21 protein-coding genes and 1 pseudogene are annotated in these 20,007 nt (G+C 42.3%); 14 read left to right on the top strand and 8 right to left on the bottom strand.

All coding sequences use genetic code 11. The annotated features are described in order from the left end of the window. The first annotated feature begins 22 nt into the window (after positions 1 to 22). Complete coding sequence (locus tag ACSR9O_RS12935; RefSeq protein ID WP_491724480.1) at positions 23 to 790, top strand: TIGR01457 family HAD-type hydrolase; 768 nt, start codon at positions 23 to 25, stop codon at positions 788 to 790. Positions 791 to 835: 45 nt separating this feature from the next. Here the strand turns inward: ACSR9O_RS12935 and ACSR9O_RS12940 are convergent, their stop codons facing one another. Then, on the bottom strand, positions 836 to 1,333 hold the full coding sequence (locus ACSR9O_RS12940) for a phosphatidylglycerophosphatase A family protein (protein ID WP_063234039.1): 498 nt from the start codon (positions 1,331 to 1,333) through the stop codon (positions 836 to 838). A 206-nt stretch (positions 1,334 to 1,539) separates the two neighbouring features. On the opposite strand from ACSR9O_RS12940, the gene yutH reads away from it, so the two are divergent. The 5 genes from yutH (at position 1,540) to thrB (ending at position 7,051) form a co-directional block, all read left to right on the top strand. Beyond that, on the top strand, positions 1,540 to 2,541 hold the full coding sequence (gene yutH / locus ACSR9O_RS12945) for a spore coat putative kinase YutH (RefSeq protein ID WP_491724481.1): 1,002 nt from the start codon (positions 1,540 to 1,542) through the stop codon (positions 2,539 to 2,541). Positions 2,542 to 2,646: 105 nt separating this feature from the next. Then, the gene (locus ACSR9O_RS12950) at positions 2,647 to 3,561 is read left to right on the top strand and encodes a L,D-transpeptidase family protein (protein WP_491724482.1); all 915 of its coding nucleotides are present in this window, start codon (positions 2,647 to 2,649) and stop codon (positions 3,559 to 3,561) included. Between the two features lie 192 nt (positions 3,562 to 3,753). Then, positions 3,754 to 5,052 carry a homoserine dehydrogenase gene (locus ACSR9O_RS12955; RefSeq protein WP_230176201.1) on the top strand — a complete coding sequence of 433 codons (1,299 nt, stop codon included), beginning with the start codon at positions 3,754 to 3,756 and terminating at the stop codon, positions 5,050 to 5,052. Next, positions 5,049 to 6,110: a threonine synthase gene (thrC, locus tag ACSR9O_RS12960; RefSeq protein ID WP_491724483.1), complete on the top strand. Its 1,062-nt coding sequence runs from the start codon at positions 5,049 to 5,051 to the stop codon at positions 6,108 to 6,110. The genes ACSR9O_RS12955 and thrC overlap by 4 nt, the downstream gene beginning before the upstream one ends. After that, the gene (gene thrB, locus ACSR9O_RS12965) at positions 6,107 to 7,051 is read left to right on the top strand and encodes a homoserine kinase (RefSeq protein WP_101223637.1); all 945 of its coding nucleotides are present in this window, start codon (positions 6,107 to 6,109) and stop codon (positions 7,049 to 7,051) included. Before thrC ends, thrB begins: the two co-directional genes overlap by 4 nt. Positions 7,052 to 7,240: 189 nt before the next feature. Here the strand turns inward: thrB and ACSR9O_RS12970 are convergent, their stop codons facing one another. After that, on the bottom strand, positions 7,241 to 7,477 hold the full coding sequence (locus tag ACSR9O_RS12970; RefSeq protein ID WP_034310199.1) for a NifU family protein: 237 nt from the start codon (positions 7,475 to 7,477) through the stop codon (positions 7,241 to 7,243). 152 nt (positions 7,478 to 7,629) lie between these two features. Between ACSR9O_RS12970 and ACSR9O_RS12975 the strand changes: the two genes are divergently transcribed. Further along, the gene (locus ACSR9O_RS12975) at positions 7,630 to 7,953 is read left to right on the top strand and encodes a YuzD family protein (protein ID WP_101223636.1); all 324 of its coding nucleotides are present in this window, start codon (positions 7,630 to 7,632) and stop codon (positions 7,951 to 7,953) included. Positions 7,954 to 8,047: 94 nt separating this feature from the next. Here the strand turns inward: ACSR9O_RS12975 and ACSR9O_RS12980 are convergent, their stop codons facing one another. Next, entirely contained in the window at positions 8,048 to 9,115 is a 1,068-nt protein-coding gene (locus ACSR9O_RS12980; RefSeq protein WP_101223635.1) for an NAD(P)/FAD-dependent oxidoreductase, read from the bottom strand. 288 nt (positions 9,116 to 9,403) lie between these two features. On the opposite strand from ACSR9O_RS12980, the gene ACSR9O_RS12985 reads away from it, so the two are divergent. Then, positions 9,404 to 9,640 carry a YuzB family protein gene (locus ACSR9O_RS12985; protein ID WP_063234046.1) on the top strand — a complete coding sequence of 79 codons (237 nt, stop codon included), beginning with the start codon at positions 9,404 to 9,406 and terminating at the stop codon, positions 9,638 to 9,640. Between the two features lie 169 nt (positions 9,641 to 9,809). Here ACSR9O_RS12985 and ACSR9O_RS12990 read toward each other — a convergent pair. Beyond that, a pseudogene (locus tag ACSR9O_RS12990) lies at positions 9,810 to 10,157 on the bottom strand (DUF2225 domain-containing protein); the annotation flags it as partial. A gap of 366 nt (positions 10,158 to 10,523) precedes the next feature. Here ACSR9O_RS12990 and ACSR9O_RS12995 point away from each other — a divergent pair. Continuing rightward, positions 10,524 to 10,886: a HesB/IscA family protein gene (locus ACSR9O_RS12995; protein WP_101223634.1), complete on the top strand. Its 363-nt coding sequence runs from the start codon at positions 10,524 to 10,526 to the stop codon at positions 10,884 to 10,886. 526 nt (positions 10,887 to 11,412) lie between these two features. Here ACSR9O_RS12995 and ACSR9O_RS13000 read toward each other — a convergent pair. Beyond that, positions 11,413 to 12,054, bottom strand: a complete 642-nt coding sequence (locus ACSR9O_RS13000) for an SDR family oxidoreductase (RefSeq protein ID WP_427573648.1) — start codon at positions 12,052 to 12,054, stop codon at positions 11,413 to 11,415. Between the two features lie 154 nt (positions 12,055 to 12,208). Beyond that, the gene (locus ACSR9O_RS13005) at positions 12,209 to 13,201 is read right to left on the bottom strand and encodes an NAD(P)/FAD-dependent oxidoreductase (protein WP_101223632.1); all 993 of its coding nucleotides are present in this window, start codon (positions 13,199 to 13,201) and stop codon (positions 12,209 to 12,211) included. Between the two features lie 474 nt (positions 13,202 to 13,675). On the opposite strand from ACSR9O_RS13005, the gene ACSR9O_RS13010 reads away from it, so the two are divergent. The 4 genes from ACSR9O_RS13010 (at position 13,676) to spsC (ending at position 16,823) form a co-directional block, all read left to right on the top strand. Then, positions 13,676 to 14,890, top strand: coding sequence for an NAD(P)/FAD-dependent oxidoreductase (locus ACSR9O_RS13010; RefSeq protein WP_101223631.1), 1,215 nt, complete (start codon positions 13,676 to 13,678; stop codon positions 14,888 to 14,890). 204 nt (positions 14,891 to 15,094) lie between these two features. Continuing rightward, positions 15,095 to 15,574 carry an NUDIX domain-containing protein gene (locus ACSR9O_RS13015; RefSeq protein WP_241592845.1) on the top strand — a complete coding sequence of 160 codons (480 nt, stop codon included), beginning with the start codon at positions 15,095 to 15,097 and terminating at the stop codon, positions 15,572 to 15,574. Between the two features lie 108 nt (positions 15,575 to 15,682). Then, positions 15,683 to 16,000 (top strand): YuiB family protein, encoded by a 318-nt coding sequence (locus ACSR9O_RS13020; protein ID WP_063234052.1) that lies wholly within the window; start codon positions 15,683 to 15,685, stop codon positions 15,998 to 16,000. 61 nt (positions 16,001 to 16,061) lie between these two features. Further along, complete coding sequence (spsC, locus tag ACSR9O_RS13025) at positions 16,062 to 16,823, top strand: stationary phase survival protein SpsC (protein ID WP_491724484.1); 762 nt, start codon at positions 16,062 to 16,064, stop codon at positions 16,821 to 16,823. Positions 16,824 to 16,901: 78 nt separating this feature from the next. On the opposite strand, the gene ACSR9O_RS13030 is transcribed toward spsC, so the two are convergent. Then, positions 16,902 to 17,690, bottom strand: coding sequence for a cobalamin-binding protein (locus ACSR9O_RS13030; RefSeq protein ID WP_101223629.1), 789 nt, complete (start codon positions 17,688 to 17,690; stop codon positions 16,902 to 16,904). Positions 17,691 to 17,699: 9 nt separating this feature from the next. Then, the gene (locus tag ACSR9O_RS13035; protein ID WP_101223628.1) at positions 17,700 to 18,182 is read right to left on the bottom strand and encodes a divergent PAP2 family protein; all 483 of its coding nucleotides are present in this window, start codon (positions 18,180 to 18,182) and stop codon (positions 17,700 to 17,702) included. A 270-nt stretch (positions 18,183 to 18,452) separates the two neighbouring features. Here ACSR9O_RS13035 and ACSR9O_RS13040 point away from each other — a divergent pair, with 270 nt between their 5' ends. Next, the gene (locus ACSR9O_RS13040) at positions 18,453 to 19,958 is read left to right on the top strand and encodes a leucyl aminopeptidase (protein WP_491724485.1); all 1,506 of its coding nucleotides are present in this window, start codon (positions 18,453 to 18,455) and stop codon (positions 19,956 to 19,958) included. Positions 19,959 to 20,007: the final 49 nt, after the last annotated feature.

Raw genomic sequence — 20,007 nt, forward strand, 5'->3', positions numbered from 1 at the left:
AGCGTTAGGAAGGCGAATTCAAATGAAGTCGTATAAAGGATATTTAATTGACTTAGATGGCACCATGTATCGCGGAACTGAACAAATTGCGGAAGCGGCAGGGTTTATCAATGACCTAAGGAAAAGGGATATCCCTTATTTATTCGTCACCAATAATTCATCCCGGACTCCGGCACAAGTAGCGGATAAATTAAGAAGCATCGGCATCTCAACAGAGGATGAACAGGTTTTCACGACAAGCATGGCCACTGCCAATTACATAGCCGAACAAAAGAAGGATGCATCGGTCTATGTGGTGGGTGAAGAAGGCATCATCGAGGCTCTTAAGGAAAAAGGAATGAAACTTGTCGAAGAGCATCCAGATTTTCTGGTAATGGGCATCGACCGCGGCATCAATTATGAAAAGTTGTCAAAGGCCTGTCTTGCTGTTAGAAATGGGGCTGTTTTCATTTCGACCAATGGTGATATTGCCATTCCAACTGAGCAAGGCCTTTTGCCTGGGAATGGTTCCTTGACATCCGTTGTTTCCGTTTCGACTCAGGTACAGCCGATTTTCATTGGAAAACCTGAATCCGTCATAGTGGAGCAAGCACTAAGAGTATTAGGGGTACCTAAAGAAGAGACAATCATGGTTGGCGATAACTATGATACGGATATCCTTGCCGGCATTAACGCAGGGATCGATACACTGCTTGTACATACTGGCGTAACGACAAAAGAACGCCTAAAGCAATATAAGGAGCAGCCTACGCATGTGGTGGACACACTCGACTTATGGCGCTTGGAATGAAAAAAAACAGGCCTGCGATTGCAGTCCTGTTTTTTTCATGTCGTTTTATTCTGCATTTTCGGTTCTATGGGCAAGCCGGCTTGAAGCGGCAGCTGCAATCGCTCCAACGATATCATCTAAAAAGGTGTTCACCTTACCTGTGCTTTTATCGTTTAGATATTTTAAGATCCCCGGCTTTTGTTTATCGATGAAACCATAATTGGTAAAGCCGATCGATCCATAAACATTCACAATTGAAAAAGCCAATATTTCATCGACCCCATATAGACCTTCATCTATTTCAATTATACTCAGCAGAGGCTCCTCGAGCAGTTTTTTCTCAGCTAAAATATCCAACTGAATGCCGGTAAGGATGGCATTTTGGACCTCACGTTTTGAAAGGACCCGTTCGACATTATGAAGGCAATCGGACATTTGGAGATTTTCATGGTAGCCAGATTGTAAATACATGACTAGCTCAGCGATATCCTCCAATTTCACTCCTCGTTCAATTAGCCATCTTCGAGCCGTTTTTTCAGACATTGATTGTTCAATATTAGCCATGTCATCACCCATTTCTCTATATTTTAAAGGGATAGTTCTAATGCAGGTCGGTTGATTTGATTAAAATGAAAAGCCATGAAGGATGTTTTGATCCGAATTTCTAATAAGGTTTCGATAATCATTCAGAAAACGGGTTATTCCACATATATATAAGTATATGATGTCCAATATTTCTATTATATCCATTTGATGAAGGGGGCCATTCCATGATAGAAGAAATCATTTTTAATAATTATGGCATACAGGTGGAGCTTGAAGAAGCCAATAGCAGGTTTCCAAGCTTCCGTTCAGGAAATATGGTTTACAGCATCGTTCCCATTGAAAATATGGAGCAGGAGGAATTAGTGGAACGGTATAAAATGTCTCAACATCTGATTTCACAAGGAGATCGTCACGTATCCGCCTTTGTCCTTGCCAATCATGGAAGTTATGTTTCGGAAGCGGATGAACAATTATTCATCCTTCTTGTCAATCAGGCATTGGAAGGTCCGAAAAATTTCAATCCAGGAAGACGCCTGGCAAGATTTCATCAGCGTGGGAGAAATATTAATGAAACGATTCGAACATGTTCAAGGATCGGTAAATGGAAAGAACTATGGGAACAAAGGATCGATCAGTTAGAAAAGATTTGGCGGAATAAGCTCAACGCCCATCCTGATAACCAGTTTGAAAAATTATTTATAGAAACCTTTCCCTATTATATGGTCCTGGGTGAAAATGCGATTCAATATTTAGTCGACACGGAAATTGATGATACCCCGCAAATTGTCGATAGTGGAACGGTTTGTTATGAACGTTTTTTACATGATACGTGGAAAAGCAATAAGTGGATGAAAAATCCGTTCGATTGGGTATTCGACCATGGAAGCAGGGATGTCGCAGAATGGGTGAGGGAACACTATTTTCAAAATGTGCATACCCATCAACGGGGCATTGGCCAATTCTTTCACGAATATCAATCCATAGAACCATTCTCCAGCTTTTCAGCCCGGTTGTTATATTCGAGGATGCTATTTCCCATTCATTATTTTGAAACTGTGGAAGAGTATTTTTCAAAAACGACGGAATCAAGGTCGAATGAGTTGGAGGATAAAATATCTTCCATCACGAAATCCTCACAACAATATGAGTCCTTCCTCAAACATTTTTATGAATTGGCGGAGGTCCCGGCCAAGCAATATGATTTGCCTAAAATTGACTGGATTTAGATAAAAACGGGAAAGAAATATGATTCATCCTTACTTACTATGTTATGATGATAACAAGATTTTTTAGAATAATTAGATATTTAATCACTACGGAAGGATGGGACCATGAAAAGATTGATGATGGCCGCCCTTTTAGCTCTTTTAATCATCCAAACGACAAATCTTGCAAAGGCTGAAACGAAAACAAGTTGCGAAGCAAATCAATTCAAGATTGTCATGAAGTCTGCTGCGGATGTGAAGGAAAAGGCGTCGGCTGCAAGCAAAACATTAATAACTTATAAGAAAAACAAAGAATTATCGGCAAGTGGAAGAACTGGAAACTGGTATAAGGTCTGTCACTCGAAAAAGACAGCATATATCAATTTGGCAGATGCTAATGAGGTTTTCGGTAGCAGTGAAAAAGCCCTTCTAAAGAAATTCGATAGTAGAAAAGGCGTTAACCAAGTTGTATCGGTGACTGGAAAAGCGATGAGTGATACAAAGGTTACGATCCAAACGTATGAAAAGAAACAAGGGGAATGGCGCCGGGCATTGAAGAAGATGGAGGGTGTCATTGGAAAGAACGGCTTCACGAAGAGCAAAAAAGAGGGTGATGGAAAATCCCCGGTTGGAATTTATTCATTCGGTACGTCTTTTGGAATTGGAACGAAGCCAACCGGAATGAAAATGGGTTATAAGAAAACGACCAAATATGACTACTGGATTGACGATCAGACATCCAATGATTATAACAAGTGGAAAACCTATAAAGGAAATCCTGAAGTTAAATGGAAGTCTTTCGAAAGGATGAATCATGAACTCTATAAGTATGGCGCGGTCATTAATTATAATACGAATCCCATCATAAAAGGAAAAGGCAGTGCAATCTTTCTTCATGTATGGAGAGGGGATACAAAGCCGACTGCGGGATGTACAGCCACAGCCGAAAGGAATGTCCTCAGTTTACTGAAATGGATGGATCCCGTGCAAAAACCACATATTGCAATGGGTACAAATGATTCATTGAAGAGCGTTAAGTAATAATCAGCAAAATGGTTTTCCTATAAAAAAAATTAGCTTTACCCGTTCTTACTCGTTCAAGGGATGGGCGAAAAAAGTTCGTGCATCCATCTTTTCTAACTATTGATAATTATTTGAATTAAACTTATAATGTCTACTATACAAATACAAATGTTTTCTTCAGGCAAACAGTTTTTAAGGGGGAACCAAAATATGAAAGCCATCTCGATCGGTTTATTGGGGTTAGGTACAGTCGGTTCAGGAGTCGTACAAATCATTGAAAGTCATCAGGACAAGCTCATGCATCAAGTGGGCTGTTCCATATCCGTTAAGAAGATACTAGTCAAAGACACGACGAAGGAGCGGCTTGTCGAGGTCGATAAAGGAATGTTAACTGACAATCCTGAGGATATCCTTTCAAATCCCGAGATTGATGTTGTAATAGAAGTGATGGGTGGAATCGAAGAAACACGCAGTTATCTGATAGAAGCTATAAAAAATAAAAAGCATATCGTTACGGCCAATAAAGACCTAATGGCTTTATATGGACCGGAACTGCTGGAATTGGCCACCGAGAATCAATGTGATTTATTCTATGAAGCAAGTGTTGCAGGGGGAATTCCGATTTTACGCGGTCTTGTAGATGGATTATCTTCTGACCGCATCACGAAAATGATGGGAATCGTCAATGGAACGACAAACTTCATTTTAACTAAAATGAGCAAGGAAGGCAGAGCTTATGATGACGTATTGAAGGAAGCTCAGGAGCTGGGATTTGCTGAAGCCGATCCGACAGCCGATGTAGGCGGATTGGATGCGGCCCGTAAAATGGCGATCCTATCAACACTCGGGTTCTCAATGAACATTGGTTTGAATGATGTTGAGGTACAGGGCATTACCGAGATATCCGAAGAGGATTTGAGATATAGTAAGAAGCTTGGTTATACAATGAAATTGATCGGCGTCGCTTCCAGGGCAGGGGATAGGGTCGAAGTAAGTGTCCAGCCTGCACTTCTTCCGGAAGCACATCCGTTAGCATCGGTAAATAATGAGTATAATGCTGTATACGTTTATGGGGAAGCCGTAGGGGAAACGATGTTTTACGGACCGGGGGCCGGCAGTCTTCCTACTGCGACTGCAGTCGTTTCGGATATGGTGACGGTCATCAAGAATATGAGGCTGGGCGTAAATGGCCGCAGTGCCGTTTCTCCTCAGTATCCGAAACAATTAAAAGATGCCACTGAGATTTTCGCTAAGTTCTTCATTCGTTTACATGTTCAAGATGAAGTTGGTGTTTTAGCCAGAATCACGAATTTATTTGCCGAGCATGGAGTAGGATTCGATAAAATCCTTCAATTGCCTCTGGATGAAAAGGAATCTTCCGAAATTGTATTGGTTACTCACACTGCCACAAAGGCTGCATTTGAGCAAATAATACAGAAATTACATGATTACAATATGGTAAGAGAAGTAAAAAGTACATACAGAGTTGAAGGAGAGGACATCAAATGAGCTGGCAAGGACTTATAAGCACGTATAAAGAATTTTTACCCGTTAATGATAACACACCTGCACTAACCCTTTTGGAGGGTAATACACCTTTAATCAAACTGAATCGATTATCCGAAGAGTGGGGAATCGACTTACATGTAAAATATGAAGGGGCGAATCCAACTGGGTCGTTTAAAGACCGCGGAATGGTCATGGCCGTCGCCAAAGCGATAGAAGAGGGCAGCGACACGATCATCTGTGCTTCCACAGGGAATACATCGGCAGCTGCAGCCGCTTATGCGGCCCGTGCCAACCTGCGCTGCATCGTTGTCATCCCGGAAGGGAAAATAGCCATGGGCAAGCTTGCCCAAGCCGTCATGTACGGGGCGGAAATCATCTCGATCGAAGGGAACTTCGACCAGGCTCTAAAAATCGTCCGTTCACTTAGTGAGAATTCACCGGTAACTCTTGTGAATTCGGTCAACCCATACCGGATTGAAGGGCAGAAAACAGCGGCTTTCGAAATTTGTGATGCCCTCGGATCCGCACCGGATATTTTGGCGCTTCCAGTCGGGAATGCAGGTAATATAACGGCTTACTGGAAAGGGTTTAAAGAATATAACGAATCGAAACAAACGGGTCTTCCTGAAATGAGAGGGTTCGAAGCTGAAGGTGCGGCTGCAATTGTCCGGGATAGCATTATTGAAAATCCAGAAACGATTGCAACAGCCATCCGGATTGGGAATCCTGCAAGTTGGAGCTTTGCTGTGGAAGCAGCAAATGAATCCAAAGGCAAAATTGATGAGGTGACAGACGAAGAAATTCTGGAAGCCTATCATTTCCTTGCTAAAAAAGAAGGGGTATTTGCAGAGCCGGCATCTTGTGCTTCCATTGCAGGCATCTATAAACAATTAAAAAGCGGTGAAATCAAAAAAGGAAGTAAGATTGTTGCCGTTTTGACTGGAAATGGATTGAAAGATCCGAATGTGGCAGTCAATACAAGCACGATTCAGCCGACATTGCTGCCAATGGATGAAGAGGTCATTTTAGAACATCTGCAGGGTGTGAAACAGGCATGAGTGCGGAATCAGAGATGTTCTTGATCCGTGTACCAGCAAGTACGGCCAACTTAGGACCAGGATTCGATTCCATCGGCTTGGCGCTAGGACTTTACTTGGAAATACACGGATCTTCATCAGATCATTGGGAAGTCGTTCCACTTTCAGAGGAAATGTCTGTTTTTCCAACGGATGATCGTAATTATATCGTCCAAATTGCCAAGGAAACGGCGGCATCCTATGGAAAGGAACTTTCCCCATGCCGGCTTTTCGTCTCTAGTGAAATTCCACTGGCGCGTGGGCTTGGAAGCAGTGCTTCTGCCATTGTGGCGGGGATTGAATTGGCGAACATCGTTGGTGAACTTCAATTATCCGAAGAGGAAAAGAATCGGCATGCTTCCCTCTTTGAAGGGCATCCGGATAATGCGGGGGCATCAGTGTATGGTGGATTGGTTGTGGGCCTGCATACGGAGGAAAGAACGGATGTCGTGTCTTTTCCAATCGAGGGAGTTAAGGTGATTGCTGTCATTCCCGATTTTGAATTGCTTACAGAGGATTCAAGAAATGTCCTTCCGAATTCGCTTTCCTATAAAGAGGCGATAAGCGGAAGTGCAGCCGCAAATGTTTTGCTGGCAGGAGTTCTATCTAAAGATTGGAAGCTTGTTGGTGAAATGATGCAAAGTGATCGTTTCCATCAACCATTTAGAGCAGAGTTGGTCCCTCATTTAGCGCTTATTGAAGAAGTTGTCCTCAATGAAGGCGGATTTGGTGCGGCTCTAAGCGGAGCAGGTCCAACTGTTTTATGCTTATCATCCGCAGAAAATAGTGAAAGTTTACTCACAGTATTGAAGGAAACATTTCCGGAATTTCTTGTGAAAGAATTGGAAATCGATAATGAAGGCAGTTATACGGCAACCCTTTCAGAACAGGAAAAAAAGGAATTGAAATTTTTGAAATCGTGAGCCATGCTTCATTCATTGTCCATATAAAAAAGCTGACTCGCGTCAAGCCGTATCAATTTGATAGGGCAAAAGCCGAGTCAGCTTTATTTTTATTGCAGTCCAGAAAAGATTCCGGCCTGTATAAAAAGGTTGAACGTGTATAGATGAAGTGAGCCTACATCCATACGCTGCATGTTATTTAAAGGGCCATTAGAAAACTTGTTCAACTTCCACTACACCAGGAACTTCTTCAAGAAGGGCACGCTCAATCCCAGCTTTTAGCGTAATGGTCGAACTAGGACAGCTTCCGCAGGCTCCTAGTAATCGTAATTTTACAATTCCATCTTCTACGTCAACTAGTTCACAGTCACCGCCATCACGAAGAAGAAACGGACGAAGCTTATCTAGGACTTCTTGAACTTGAACTTCCATTGTTTGTTCAGACATTGCAATCGACTCCTTTCCTAATCATATTATAAAGCGAAGGTAGTAAAAAATCCAACTGTAACTTTGCGGAAATATAATCTATATTATTCTGGTATGATGGAAACAGGTAAAGTTTTTAAACATTATTCAAAATGAAGGAGGAAGAGTAGGTAATGAAAGAAATTGAGATAGAAGTATATGGTGCGGAGCAAATTTGCGCGAGTTGTGTTAATCTCCCTTCTTCGAAAGATACCTGCGAGTGGCTTGAAGCCGCTTTAACGAGGAAGTTTCCTGAGCAGAAATTCAAAATATCCTATATAGATATGTATAATCCTCCAGAAACGCAAAAGCAAAAGGGCTTTGCCGCGAAGATGATCGAGGAAGATTTATTTTATCCACTGGTCCTCATCGAAGGAGAAATCATCGCAGAAGGAAATGTGCGTCTCAAAAAAGTGGTGGAAACGATGGAAAAATACGGGTATACAATACAAGAGTGATATATAATGGAAGAAATAAGAAAAACTGACCCATGAATGAGCTGCATGCAGCTCATTGGGCCAGTTTATAAAATGTAGCATAGATGGGTTGGAATCAACCGTTATGGTATTTGTACATCCAGAGGATGCCTGATTTCATCAGGCGTGCCACTCTACCGGTGATTGGGCGATTTGCAACAAGACCGAAACCTTGTTTCTTCCCAAGAGAACCTAATGTCCCTTTTAATTTCATTGTCGGGAAGCTTTCAGGAAGTGGTTCATTTGCCCATTTCTTTACAAGAACCTGTACGATTTGCTCAGCTTGGGACTCCGCTAATTGAGCACTAGGTGCATGAGGCAGGCTCGCGCAGTCGCCAACGACAAAGATGCTGTCATCATTAGGAAGGAAATGCTGAGGAGTCAGAACGGCTCTTCCTTGACGGTCTTTTTCTATATCCATATCGCGGATGATCTTACTTGGCTGGATTCCAGCTGTCCATACGATGACGTCGCTTTGAACGGCCTCGTCACCATTATAAAGAAGGTTTGGCTCAACTTTCGTTATATTTGAATGATGGACGATTTCGATTGTATGTTTATCGAACCATGATTCGACAAAGGTGCTTAATCTTTCTGGGAAAGCAGATAGAATATGCGGTCCACGGTCGAATAGCTTAACGTTTAAATCTGAACGGCTTTCAATCAATTCACTTGCAAGCTCAACACCACTCAGTCCGCCACCAACGATAGAAACGGTTGCACCGGCACCTAAATTATTCAGGGCTGAATATGTGCGGCGTGATTTATCGATTGTTTGGATACTGTAGGTATGTGTGTCTGCACCAGGAATATTGTGGTATTTATCTTCGCAGCCAAGGCCAATGACTAAATCATCATAAACGACAGGATCTTGATTTTCTATAATGACTTGTTTATTTTCCATATCGATGGAAAGTACTTCTCCGTATACGTTCTTCAAGCGAGGATGTTCAGGAAATGCAACACGGATGTGCTGATCTGGAATGGTACCTGCTGCTAAAGCATAATATTCCGTTTTTAAGCAGTGATAAGGATTACGGTCGATAAGCGTGATGCTCACATTTTCAGGAAGCTGATTAGGCAGCAATCTTTGCAACATGCGCATACCACCATACCCGCCACCAAGTATGACTAGATTCTTCATATGATTTTTCCCCTTTATTTGATCTCTTGAAAAATTTGACTAGCATTTAACTATAGGATTCCCCCAAATGGTCCCCTTTAAAGTTTAATTAAATATATATACCCCAATTAGTAGCAAGAATAAAAAATTAGATAATTTTCTTTTATTTACGTACCCCGACAAAAGTATAACGAATATAAAAGGAAATCACAACCGATATCTTGAAATCGGCTGATTTTTTATGCGTAAATATTGACTGTAAAAGGGAAAAGTATTAAGATGGTTTGTTAGTAACTGTGAGGTGAAACAATGTACCCGATTATTGAATTTTGTGTAAGCAATCTGGCCAGCGGCGCTCAGGAGGCTCTGGAAAGATTGGAGCGGGATCCAAATTTGGATATCATAGAATATGGTTGTCTGGGTTATTGCGGCAGATGCTCCAGTAACTTATATGCGCTTGTAAACGGTGAAGTGGTCTTTGGTGATACAACGGATGAATTGGTTGATAAAATATATAAGTACATTGATGAATTTGAAATGTTTTAATCATCAACGGTGAATAAAAAGGCTGTTTCTTAGTGGACAGCCTTTTTAATATAAGTGCTGCAGCAACGAGTGGGGTGTTCGCTGCTGCTTGAGTTCCTGAAAGCGGTCCCGCCATCTGGATGATGGAGGCTACCCGGGCATAGTTTTGACTTTCGAATACTAATGAAAAATACTTGATGGCTGCCTTTTCATTTCCTATTCTCCTTGAGATGTCGCCAGCGAGATAGAGGATTCTGGCTTCGGATACCTGGGGGCCGCTGAACTCCTGTTGAATAGGATGCTTCATATTCCTTAGGGCGAACCTCAAAAATCTTTCTTCTTGTTCCTTGTTTTTGTTGATCCTATATAACCATGCTATCCGTAAACAGATTCCGGCAAGGATTATATGATTTTCCTTTTTTAAAGCTCCGCAATAACTCGCAAGCTTGTATGTATTGATCGCATCTTTAATGGATCTCTCATTGCTAAAATGGTGGGGAACCCACTGGGAGTTTACTTTTTCCATAATGATTTCCATTGTAGTGGGGGGAAGTACCGGGAGAAATCCTCCGAATACGAAAAGCCCCAGTGAGGGCAAACAAAGATATTATAGTAAAGTGCGTTAACGGCTGAATCAACATACGGGGCAAAAGTCCGTGTCATATTTAACAACTTTTACAAAACGCGACCGTACCTTCTTGGTGGTTGATTTTTGCTTGCATAAAAGGCATTCCATGCTTTTTATCTTATAGAGGGTGTATGCCTTCGATCTAATTTTTATTGGTAAAATAGGTGGGGGAATATGAATTTTTCAAGCTGGAAAATTGAGCGTGGGAATTTCTTTGGTATATACTATAAAGAGTAATAGTTCTATCTCACATATCAGAAGAAGGAGGGATTTATTGTGAGTGAAGTTGTTCAAATAACGGAAGCTGCCGCTTTTCAGATAAAAGAAATGATGAAACAAAATGGTGAAGAGGGTTCCTTTTTAAGAGTGGCCGTTAAAGGCGGAGGCTGCAGTGGATTATCCTACGGAATGGGTTTTGAACAAGAGCCCGGAGAAAAAGATAGCCAGCTGGAACAGTTTGAAATTAAGATCCTTGTTGATGCCCAAGATGCAGATATATTGAATGGAACGGTAATTGATTATAAACAAACGATGATGGGTGGAGGCTTTACGATCGAAAACCCAAATGCTATCGCTTCATGCGGTTGCGGGTCTTCCTTCAAAACGGCTAAAAACGCCGGTACGCCGGAAAACTGCTAAGAAATCTTATCATTGAGAAAAGGGGGGCACTTTAACAAGTGCCCCCTTATTATTGGAAAAAGGGATTTGGAATGGTCTCATCCCGAACCATGATTTTAAAACAGGGTCAGGTACGTGGACGGTCGAATAAAGTGCCGTGAAGGTCGAATAAATTCGAGGACGGTCGAATAAAGTGCCGTGAAGGTCGAATAAAGAGCGAGAACGGTCGAATAAATTCGAGAACGGTCGAATAAAGTGCCGTGAAGGTCGAATAAATTCGAGGACGGTCGAATAAAGTGCCGTGAAGGTCGAATAAAGTGCGAGAACGGTCGAATAAAGTGCCGTGAAGGTCGAATAAAGTACGAGGACGGTCGAATAAAGTACGAGGACGGCCGAATAAATCCCCAGGACGGAAGAATAAACGCTCCAGCTGAAAACAGCAGGAGCGCTTATTAAAGAAAAAACCAGGCAAACATCAAATTTGACTACAGTCTAAGGTCTAAGGGGGCACTAAAAAAAGTGCCCTTTTTCATGGTTATTTGCTGCTTTAAATATTGTGCAGGGCCTCCGTGATTGGGAGGGTGCCGCTGGAAATCTCGAATGTTTTATTGAATGTTTTTTCTTCTGTGATTGATTTGGCAAGAACGGCGGCGACATCGGCTCTTGGAATGGAATTGTCAGGATGATCCACTTTCTCATCCGCAAATATTTTTCCGATAGCTTGTTCATTTGTCAAAGCAACCGGCCGGACAATCGTGTATGTCAGCCCGCTTGCTTTTAAATGTTCATCGGCATCATGCTTTGCTTCGAGATAATGGTGCATTCCTTCTTGGGCTTGTTCCGGATTATCGGAACCGACAGAGCTTAGCATGACAAAACGTTCGATTCCCTTCTTCTTGGCGGCATCAACCAGTTTAATGGCTCCATTCTTATCCACAGCTGTCGTTTTATCGGGCCCTGTTTTTGGTCCAGATCCGGCTGCAAAAATGATGGCCTCCATGTTATCCACTGCTTTATCCACATTTCCCTCTAAATCAGCAAGGATTGGATGCCCGCCGAGTGCTTTTATTGTTTGGGCCTGTTCCTCTTTCCGGATCATTCCGTAAACAGTCATTTGCGGATTTTTTGATAATTCCCCAATGATCTGCTTTCCTGTCGTTCCATTGGCTCCTGCAATCAAAATATTCATTTATGCATTCTCCTTTCATGGCTTCCCCTACTCTTTACCCTTAGAATGACAAGGGGAAGCGCTGTGGATAAGTAATGAAAAAAAGTTATCCACAATAACCGAATTGGGGACAATAAAAAAACCCGGCTATGAAAGTCGGGTTTTTGCGTAATTTTTAAAACATGGAGGAACTATGCATCGGCTGAACTTTTGCTTTTGGGTCAATATATTGTTTGGCGTGATTGACGGCAGTGGGTGCCTCACCAAAACCGCTTGCAATTAATTTTACTTTGCCATCATATGTTGCAATGTCACCTGCTGCATAAATTCCGGGGATATTCGTTTCCATTCTGGAATTCACCAAAATACTGTTTTTCTGGATATCAAGTCCCCATTCCTTGATGGGACCAAGAGAAGAAACGAAGCCGTAGTTAACGATGACTGCATCCACTTCCATCGTCTCTGTATCTTCACCGTTCGTATCCTTGATGACAATTGTATGGATGCGTCCGTCTGTACCAATCAACTCTGAAGGTATGTAAGGAGTCTTTATTTCAACTTTTGAATTTTTAAGTGTTTCTACACTATGTTCGTGGGCACGGAACTTATCTCTTCTGTGAATGATGCTCACTTTCTCGGCGATAGGCTCCAGCATCAGGGCCCAGTCCACTGCTGAATCCCCACCTCCGAAGACCACCACTTTTTTGCCGGCAAAATGGTTGAGGTCGTCGATGAAATAGTGAAGGTTGCCGCGTTCGTATTTTTTTGCATCATCAATTTCGATGCGGCGGGGTTGGAAAGCCCCATTTCCAGCTGTGATGATAATCGTTTTGGAGTAATGGATTTCTTTATCAGTCGTTAACTTGAAAACTCCATCAGCTTGCTTTTCCACTTTTTGAACGGCTTGCTCCAGGACAACATCCTGCTCGAACTTTGCCATTTGTTCCTTCAGGTTATTCACTAGCTCCTGAGCCCGCACTTTGGGAAAACCAGCGATATCGTAGATGTACTTCTCAGGATAAAGGGCAGACAATTGTCCGCCTAATTGTGGCAGGCTCTCGATGATTTTTACGGATGCCTGTCTCATTCCTCCATAAAATGCAGTGAATAATCCAACTGGGCCTCCGCCAATGATGGTAATATCATAAACTTTTTCATTAACTTCCAACGTTATCCCTCCGATATACTAGGTTTGCTGAAATTTATTCTCTTATTTTAACATAGATGGTCTTTGAAAAAACGGAGAATGTTAGAAAAGTGAGAAAGTTTTGACTATATACAGGCGGTTTCATGATGAATGTTCTTTATCCTCTTTCAAAAGTGGGGAAAATTGCCCTTTGCCAATGTTAGCATATCGTAAAAATATGGATAGCAGCCGGGTGAAAAGTAACGTTTTTCGGCGTGATTTTAACCCGAAAAAGTTCGGTTTGTTACTTGAAAAAGGTATGGAAAAAGACTAATATTTACTTAGACATCATTTGGTAAAATTTTTATGAATTTTTCATGACAATTACGAAGTGTTACGTGAAATACGTCACAAATGTATAAGAGTGCTTTTTATAATGGAAATTAATAAGATAGACAATATATTTTAGTTATGGAAAGCATCACAAGAAAATATCGTAAAGGTGGAAGAATACTTTTGAAAAAGCCAACTATCGTTGTTTTAGGAGCAGGTTATGGTGGATTGATGACTGTTACTCGCTTACAGAAGGCATTAGGTCAAAATGAAGCAGAAATCGTATTAGTTAACAAAAATGATTACCACTATGAAACAACATGGCTGCATGAAGCATCGGCTGGAACGCTTCATCATGATCGTGTGCGGTATCCTATCAAAAGTGTCATTAACAACAAAGTTAAATTCATCCAGGATTCTGTTTTGGAAGTGAAAACAGAGACCAAAAAAGTCATCCTTGAAAACGGCGAAATTTCTTATGATTACTTAGTGATTGGACTTGGACCTGAATCGGAAACGTTTGGAATCCAAGGGCTAAAAGAATATGCTTTCTCTATTTCTAACGTGAACACGGCACGTAAAATCCGTGACCATATCCAATTGCAATTTGCTACGTACAGTTCTGAGGTCGAAAAGAATGAAGACCGCTTGACGATCGTTGTTGGAGGAGCAGGATTTACGGGAATCGAATTCCTAGGCGAATTGGCTAACCGTGTCCCTGAACTTTGTAAAGAATACGACATCGATTTCCAAAAGGTTCGTATGTATTGTGTGGAGGCAGCACCAGCCGTCCTCCCTGGCTTCGATCCGGAATTGGTGGATTATGCAGTATCTTACCTTGAGAAAAAAGGTGTCGAATTCAAAATCGGAACACCGATCAAGGGAGCGACTCCTGAAGGCATCATCGTGGCAAAAGGCGAAGATGAAGTGGAAGAAATCAAAGCGGGAACCGTAGTGTGGGCAGCTGGCGTACGAGGTAACTCCGTGATAGAGGCTTCCGGTTTTGAAGCTATGCGTGGACGTATTAAAGTGAACCTTGACATGCGGGCACCGGGTCATGACGATATCTTTATCGTAGGGGACTGCGCGTTGATCATCAACGAGGAAATAAACCGTCCATATCCACCTACCGCACAAATCGCGATGCAACAAGGTGAGGTCATTGCGAAGAACCTGACTAAATTGGTTCGTAACGAAAGTGACCTTGAAACGTTCACTTTCGAAAACAAAGGAACGGTATGTTCACTTGGTGAAGACAACGCGATTGGTGTTGTATTCGGCAAGAAAGTTACAGGTAAGACTGCATCATTCCTGAAGAAGATGGTTGATAACAGAGCGTTGTTAATGATTGGCGGAGCTTCCCTTGTTGCTAAAAAAGGTAAATTCAACGTCCTTTAATTTTTTCTATACATAAATAAAGGCCATTTGGGGAATTTCCCTGAATGGCTTTTTCATTGACATCCCAACAATGGGTGAGCGTGCCATCAATCGGAGTATGCACGGTTCTTATGTGGAATATAATGGGGTTTGGATGACGAAGCTTAATCGTATGGTCTTCTGCTGTTTGAAGTTTACTATGAATATAGGGGGGAGTGGTTCTTGGTGGAACGATGCAAAAATGTTTGGCTTGCAGTGTCCGGCCTTGTGATATCTGATAAGGGTGAATGGCTGGTCGTGAATAAAAGGTATGGCGGATTGAAAGGGCAATGGTCGCTTCCGGCAGGTTTTGTCAAAAGTGATGAAACCGTCGATGAAGCTGTCGTAAGGGAAGTGTTGGAGGAGACGGGTATTCATACAGAAATTGAAGGCATTGTAGGAGTGAGAAGCGGAGTCATTAAAGGGAATATTAGTGATAATATGTTGATATTTTTACTTAAACCGGTCAGTTTTGAAGTAACCGCTCAGTTGGATGAACTATATGAAGCTAAATTTTATGACCCTGATTTACTCATGCAGGAAGGGAAGCAATCATTACTATTGGAACAGCTTTTAGCTTTTAAAAAGGAGAGAATGCAGACGATGCTTGACGGATTGAACCCGGGAGATCAATTTGGGTATACATCATATAAATTATTCATGTGATTTGGGTAATTATCTTTTCTTCGGAATTATTTGGTATAAGTCGTTGACGCAGCAATTATTTTTTCAGTAAACTAAAGGTGTCGGTTTTTAAGGAGGGTCAAGAATAACATGCCATTGCCTGTTTTAATTATCTCAATACTCTTATTTTTCATATTGTTTTTCGGAATTGGCTTTTTGCTGAATATGCTCTTTCGTTCTTCGTGGATCATGGTCATCTTATTTCCAATTGTCTTCATCATCATTGTCAATGAAACAAAGCTAATAGAATATTTTAGAAATCCGGGAATTTCTTTTTCAAATCTTGGAACGAACCTCACTTCCTTGCATACGGCAGACATCATCATTTTATCAAGTGGGCTGCTTGGCGCGGTTTTAGCTGGTGTGGTCATCAGGATTCTAAGGAATAAAGGATATCAAATGTTTTAATAATGAGAAGGGCCGTCATTTATGGACGGGCCTTTTTTTGTAAGAAAAATTAGATCTTTTCATGCTTTATGAATACTTTCACTCTGGAAGGGGAACAAATATCCTTGTGAGAGGAGTGGAACTAATACATATGAAGATTGTCAAGGCGTTATTTTTGAGGGTTGCTATTATCATATTATTTATCTTGGCCATCGACTCGACCTTAAATCATGTTTTTGGGGCCGTGCCTGTGGATCATCCTTTTGAAGAGGTGATGAGAAAGCATCGAATGCTTGGTCTCGAATATAAAGCCATCCATAGTGGAGGTCAAGTGGCGACGCTAATGGCATCCGCATCCACAAGCGATGGTCCCGTGTCGATAGCGGAGGCAATCGAGCTCTCGAAATATCCGAAGCATGAAGTCTTGGCTACAGGATATACAGCAGGGTATGAATCTACCGGAAAGTACCCGGAAAGCCCATCCTATGGTATCACTTATTCAGGGGTGAAGGTGAAACGGGATCTGTTTTCCACCATTGCCGCCGATCTTACCGTATTCCCTCTTGGAACCATCCTTTGGATTCCGGGCTATGGATATGGGGTTGTAGCGGACAAGGGTGGTGCAATCAAAGGAAACCACCTGGATCTATACTATGAAACGGTACAAGATGTATATGAGAATTGGGGGAAGAAAACCCTTGAAGTATATGTTGTCCAAAAAGGGAACGGCGAGTTATCCGAAGAACAGTTAAGCAAGTTGAATGAAACCAAGATCAGGCAGGTATTCAAGCCTAAAATCGCTCAGAAAACATTGAACGATAATGTAGCTTCCTTTGCTTTTTAATGATGGACAAAGGTGAAAGCGAAAGGCTGCCTCAATTGAGGCAGCCTTTTTGATTGTCTGTTTTCCGTTCGGGACGCCTTAGTCCATGCTTTTGTAGGCTTCAGGATGCAGAGTCTTTGCCAATTTGGAAAGCCCATCCAGTAATCGCGGGGAGGGGCGGCAGAATAAAGGCTCTTCCATTATGTGAATATTGTTATTCCGGACTGCCTTCATATCAGTCCACCCTTTCCGTTTCTTGACCAGCTCCGGGTTTACTTTTCGTAAAGGGACACCGACCCAAGCTAAGCAAATATGGTCGGGATCCTTTTTTTGGACCTCTTCGGAAGTGACTTGAATGCTTGCCATGTCGACATCTTCGAAAAGGTTATATCCTCCCGCAAGCGTGCTGATCTCGGATAACCAATTAACTCCCCCGGGGCTGAATAAGGGATTAGGCCACCATTCCCAATACAGCGACGGCTTTGTTTCGATTTTGTCTGCGACGTTTTTGTATTGAAGGATGGCATCACGGAATTTGGCAGCCTGTTCCTCTGCTTTTTCCTTAAGATTCATGGCATCGCCCAAGGTCAGTAAATCTTTTGCGATATCTTCAAGTGATTGCGGGTTGAAGATGATATGAGGGATGTTTCGTTCTTTTAGCCCCTCAATATTTTTTTCCATGCCCGGTACACTTAGTGAAGCCAACACCAAATCGGGTTTTAGTGATTCTACATGATCGATATCAATGGATAAATCGGGACCCACCTTAGGAAGGTGCTGTAAGGTTTCAGGCCAATCAGAGTAGTCATCGATGGCGATCAGCTGATCTTCAATCCCTAGATATGTGCAGAGTTCCGTATTGCTGGGGCAAAGAGAGATTATTTTCAAATTGAACACCTACCCTTGAAAGATGAAAAAGTGAAGTGCCAGCGCAATGAATACTCCGGTCAAGGCTCCGAAAAATACCTCGATTGGCTTATGTCCCAACAGTTCCTTTAATTGTTGCTGTTTCTGTTTATCTGCTTTTTTCTGCCAGTTCTTTGCTTGCTCGACAAATGTATTGAAGTCCGTAACGAGCTGGTTCAAGACGGCCGCCTGTTCTCCTGCCTGCCGTCTCACACCTGTCGCATCGAACATCGTGATGACTGCAAAAATCGCGGCAACGGCAAATACAGGGGATTTCATACCGGTTTCGATCCCTACCGCTACGGTTAGGGCTGACACGGCCGCTGAGTGGGAGCTTGGCATACCGCCTGTTGAGTTAATGAGTGACCAGTTCACTTTACGAAATGCTATGAAGTGGATGGGCACTTTAATGAATTGAGCAAAGAAAATGGCAATCAATGCTGCGATTAAAGGGAAGTTGAGTAATAATTCCAAGAGTATCAGCCTTCTTTCTAGTTATAAGTAAAGATGAAAACCATATATGGGTAATTACATCCTGCTCGGAATAAGGCCCTTATTATTAGTTCCATTCAGTCCTGTCGATTCCCTGCTGGTATAAGTATAAATATGATCTTTCTTATACTATTACTCTAAAGTCACTCATTCTAAACAATATCACTTGTTATTATTATATTTGCGGGCCTTATTCGAAAATTTTTGAAGATTTCGTTATAATGAATGTAATCGAATGGAGGAGGTAGCAGAATGTTCACAGTAAAAGATTCCTTGAATATAGATTTGATTGACGAATGCCTGATTCTAGGCGTATTTGACAGACCCGTAAAATTCTCAGGCATAGGAAAAGAAGCAGATGAACGATTGGACGGCCAGCTAACAGAGTTAGTGAAGGAGGGGGAAATCTCTTCCAGGAAAAAATCAGTGGTCAAAATACATACATTAGGTAAATTAGGCATAAAGAGATTGATTTTTGTAGGGTTGGGCAAGGAAAAGGAGCTATCCTTTGAAACGCTCCGCGAAGCGTTGGGAAAAGCTCGTAAGACGATAAAAGAATCCAAGATTACGACACTTTCAATCGCTTTGGATACATTCACGACTGAAAATCTGGATGCGTTGGATGCAGCGCATGCTTGTTCCGAGGCTTTCGAACTTGCTTCCTATAAATTTGACGGATACAAGCAAAAATCGAACCAGGTCGAAAAAAGCCTTGAATCGATTACGGTATACAGCGAATATGATCAAGAAGAGGTCGGTGCCGCGCTTCATGTAGGGAGAATTTTCGGAAGGGCGACGAATTCAGCGAGAACATTGGTCAACACGCCAGGCAATTTGTTGACTTCCACGGATTTGGCGGATTATTCATCTGCCTTGGGTGAACGTTATGGTTTTGAAGTGGAGATCCTCGAGAAGGAGGATATGCTTAAGTTGGGAATGGGTGCACTCCTTGCTGTCAATCAAGGTTCGGTCGAGCCTCCGAAAATGATCGTCCTGAAGTATCAAGGTAAGGATGAATGGAAGGATGTTATCGGGTTGGTAGGTAAAGGCATCACATTCGATACGGGTGGATACTCATTGAAAACGAAGGCCGGAATCGTTGGAATGAAGACGGATATGGGCGGTGCGGCAGCTGTTTTAGGTGCAATGGAAATAATCGGCGAATTAGGACCGGACCAAAATGTCGTGGCTGTCATTCCTTCCACTGATAATATGATCAGCGGTGATGCATTCAAGCCGGATGATGTGATCACTGCCATGAGCGGCAAGACGATAGAGGTATTGAATACGGATGCGGAAGGCCGGCTGGTTTTGGCGGATGCCATGACATACGCTAAACATCATGGTGCAGACTATCTTATTGACGTTGCCACTTTAACGGGTGGTGTCATAACCGCACTGGGCATGGATATGACGGGAGCAATGACAAATGACACGGAATTCTATGAACAAGTGGTCAAAGCCTCAGAGGAGGCCGGGGAGCCCATTTGGAGATTGCCGATTACAGAAAAGGATAAAGAGCGGGTACGCAACAGTAAAATAGCGGATTTGAATAATTCACCTGGAGGGGCAGGACATGCGATCATGGGCGGGGCCTTCATCGGCGAATTTGCCGAAGACACTCCGTGGGTCCATCTGGATATTGCCGGAACATCCACCACCTCGAACAGCTCTGAATTGTGCACGGCGGGGGCTACCGGTGTCATGGCACGAACGCTTGCATTATTGGTTGAAACCTTTGAAACGAAAACAAGATGAACCCAAATATCCGAAGCCGAAAATAGGCTTCGGTTTTTTTACCAGAAAG

This window comes from Peribacillus sp. B65, assembly GCF_058513295.1.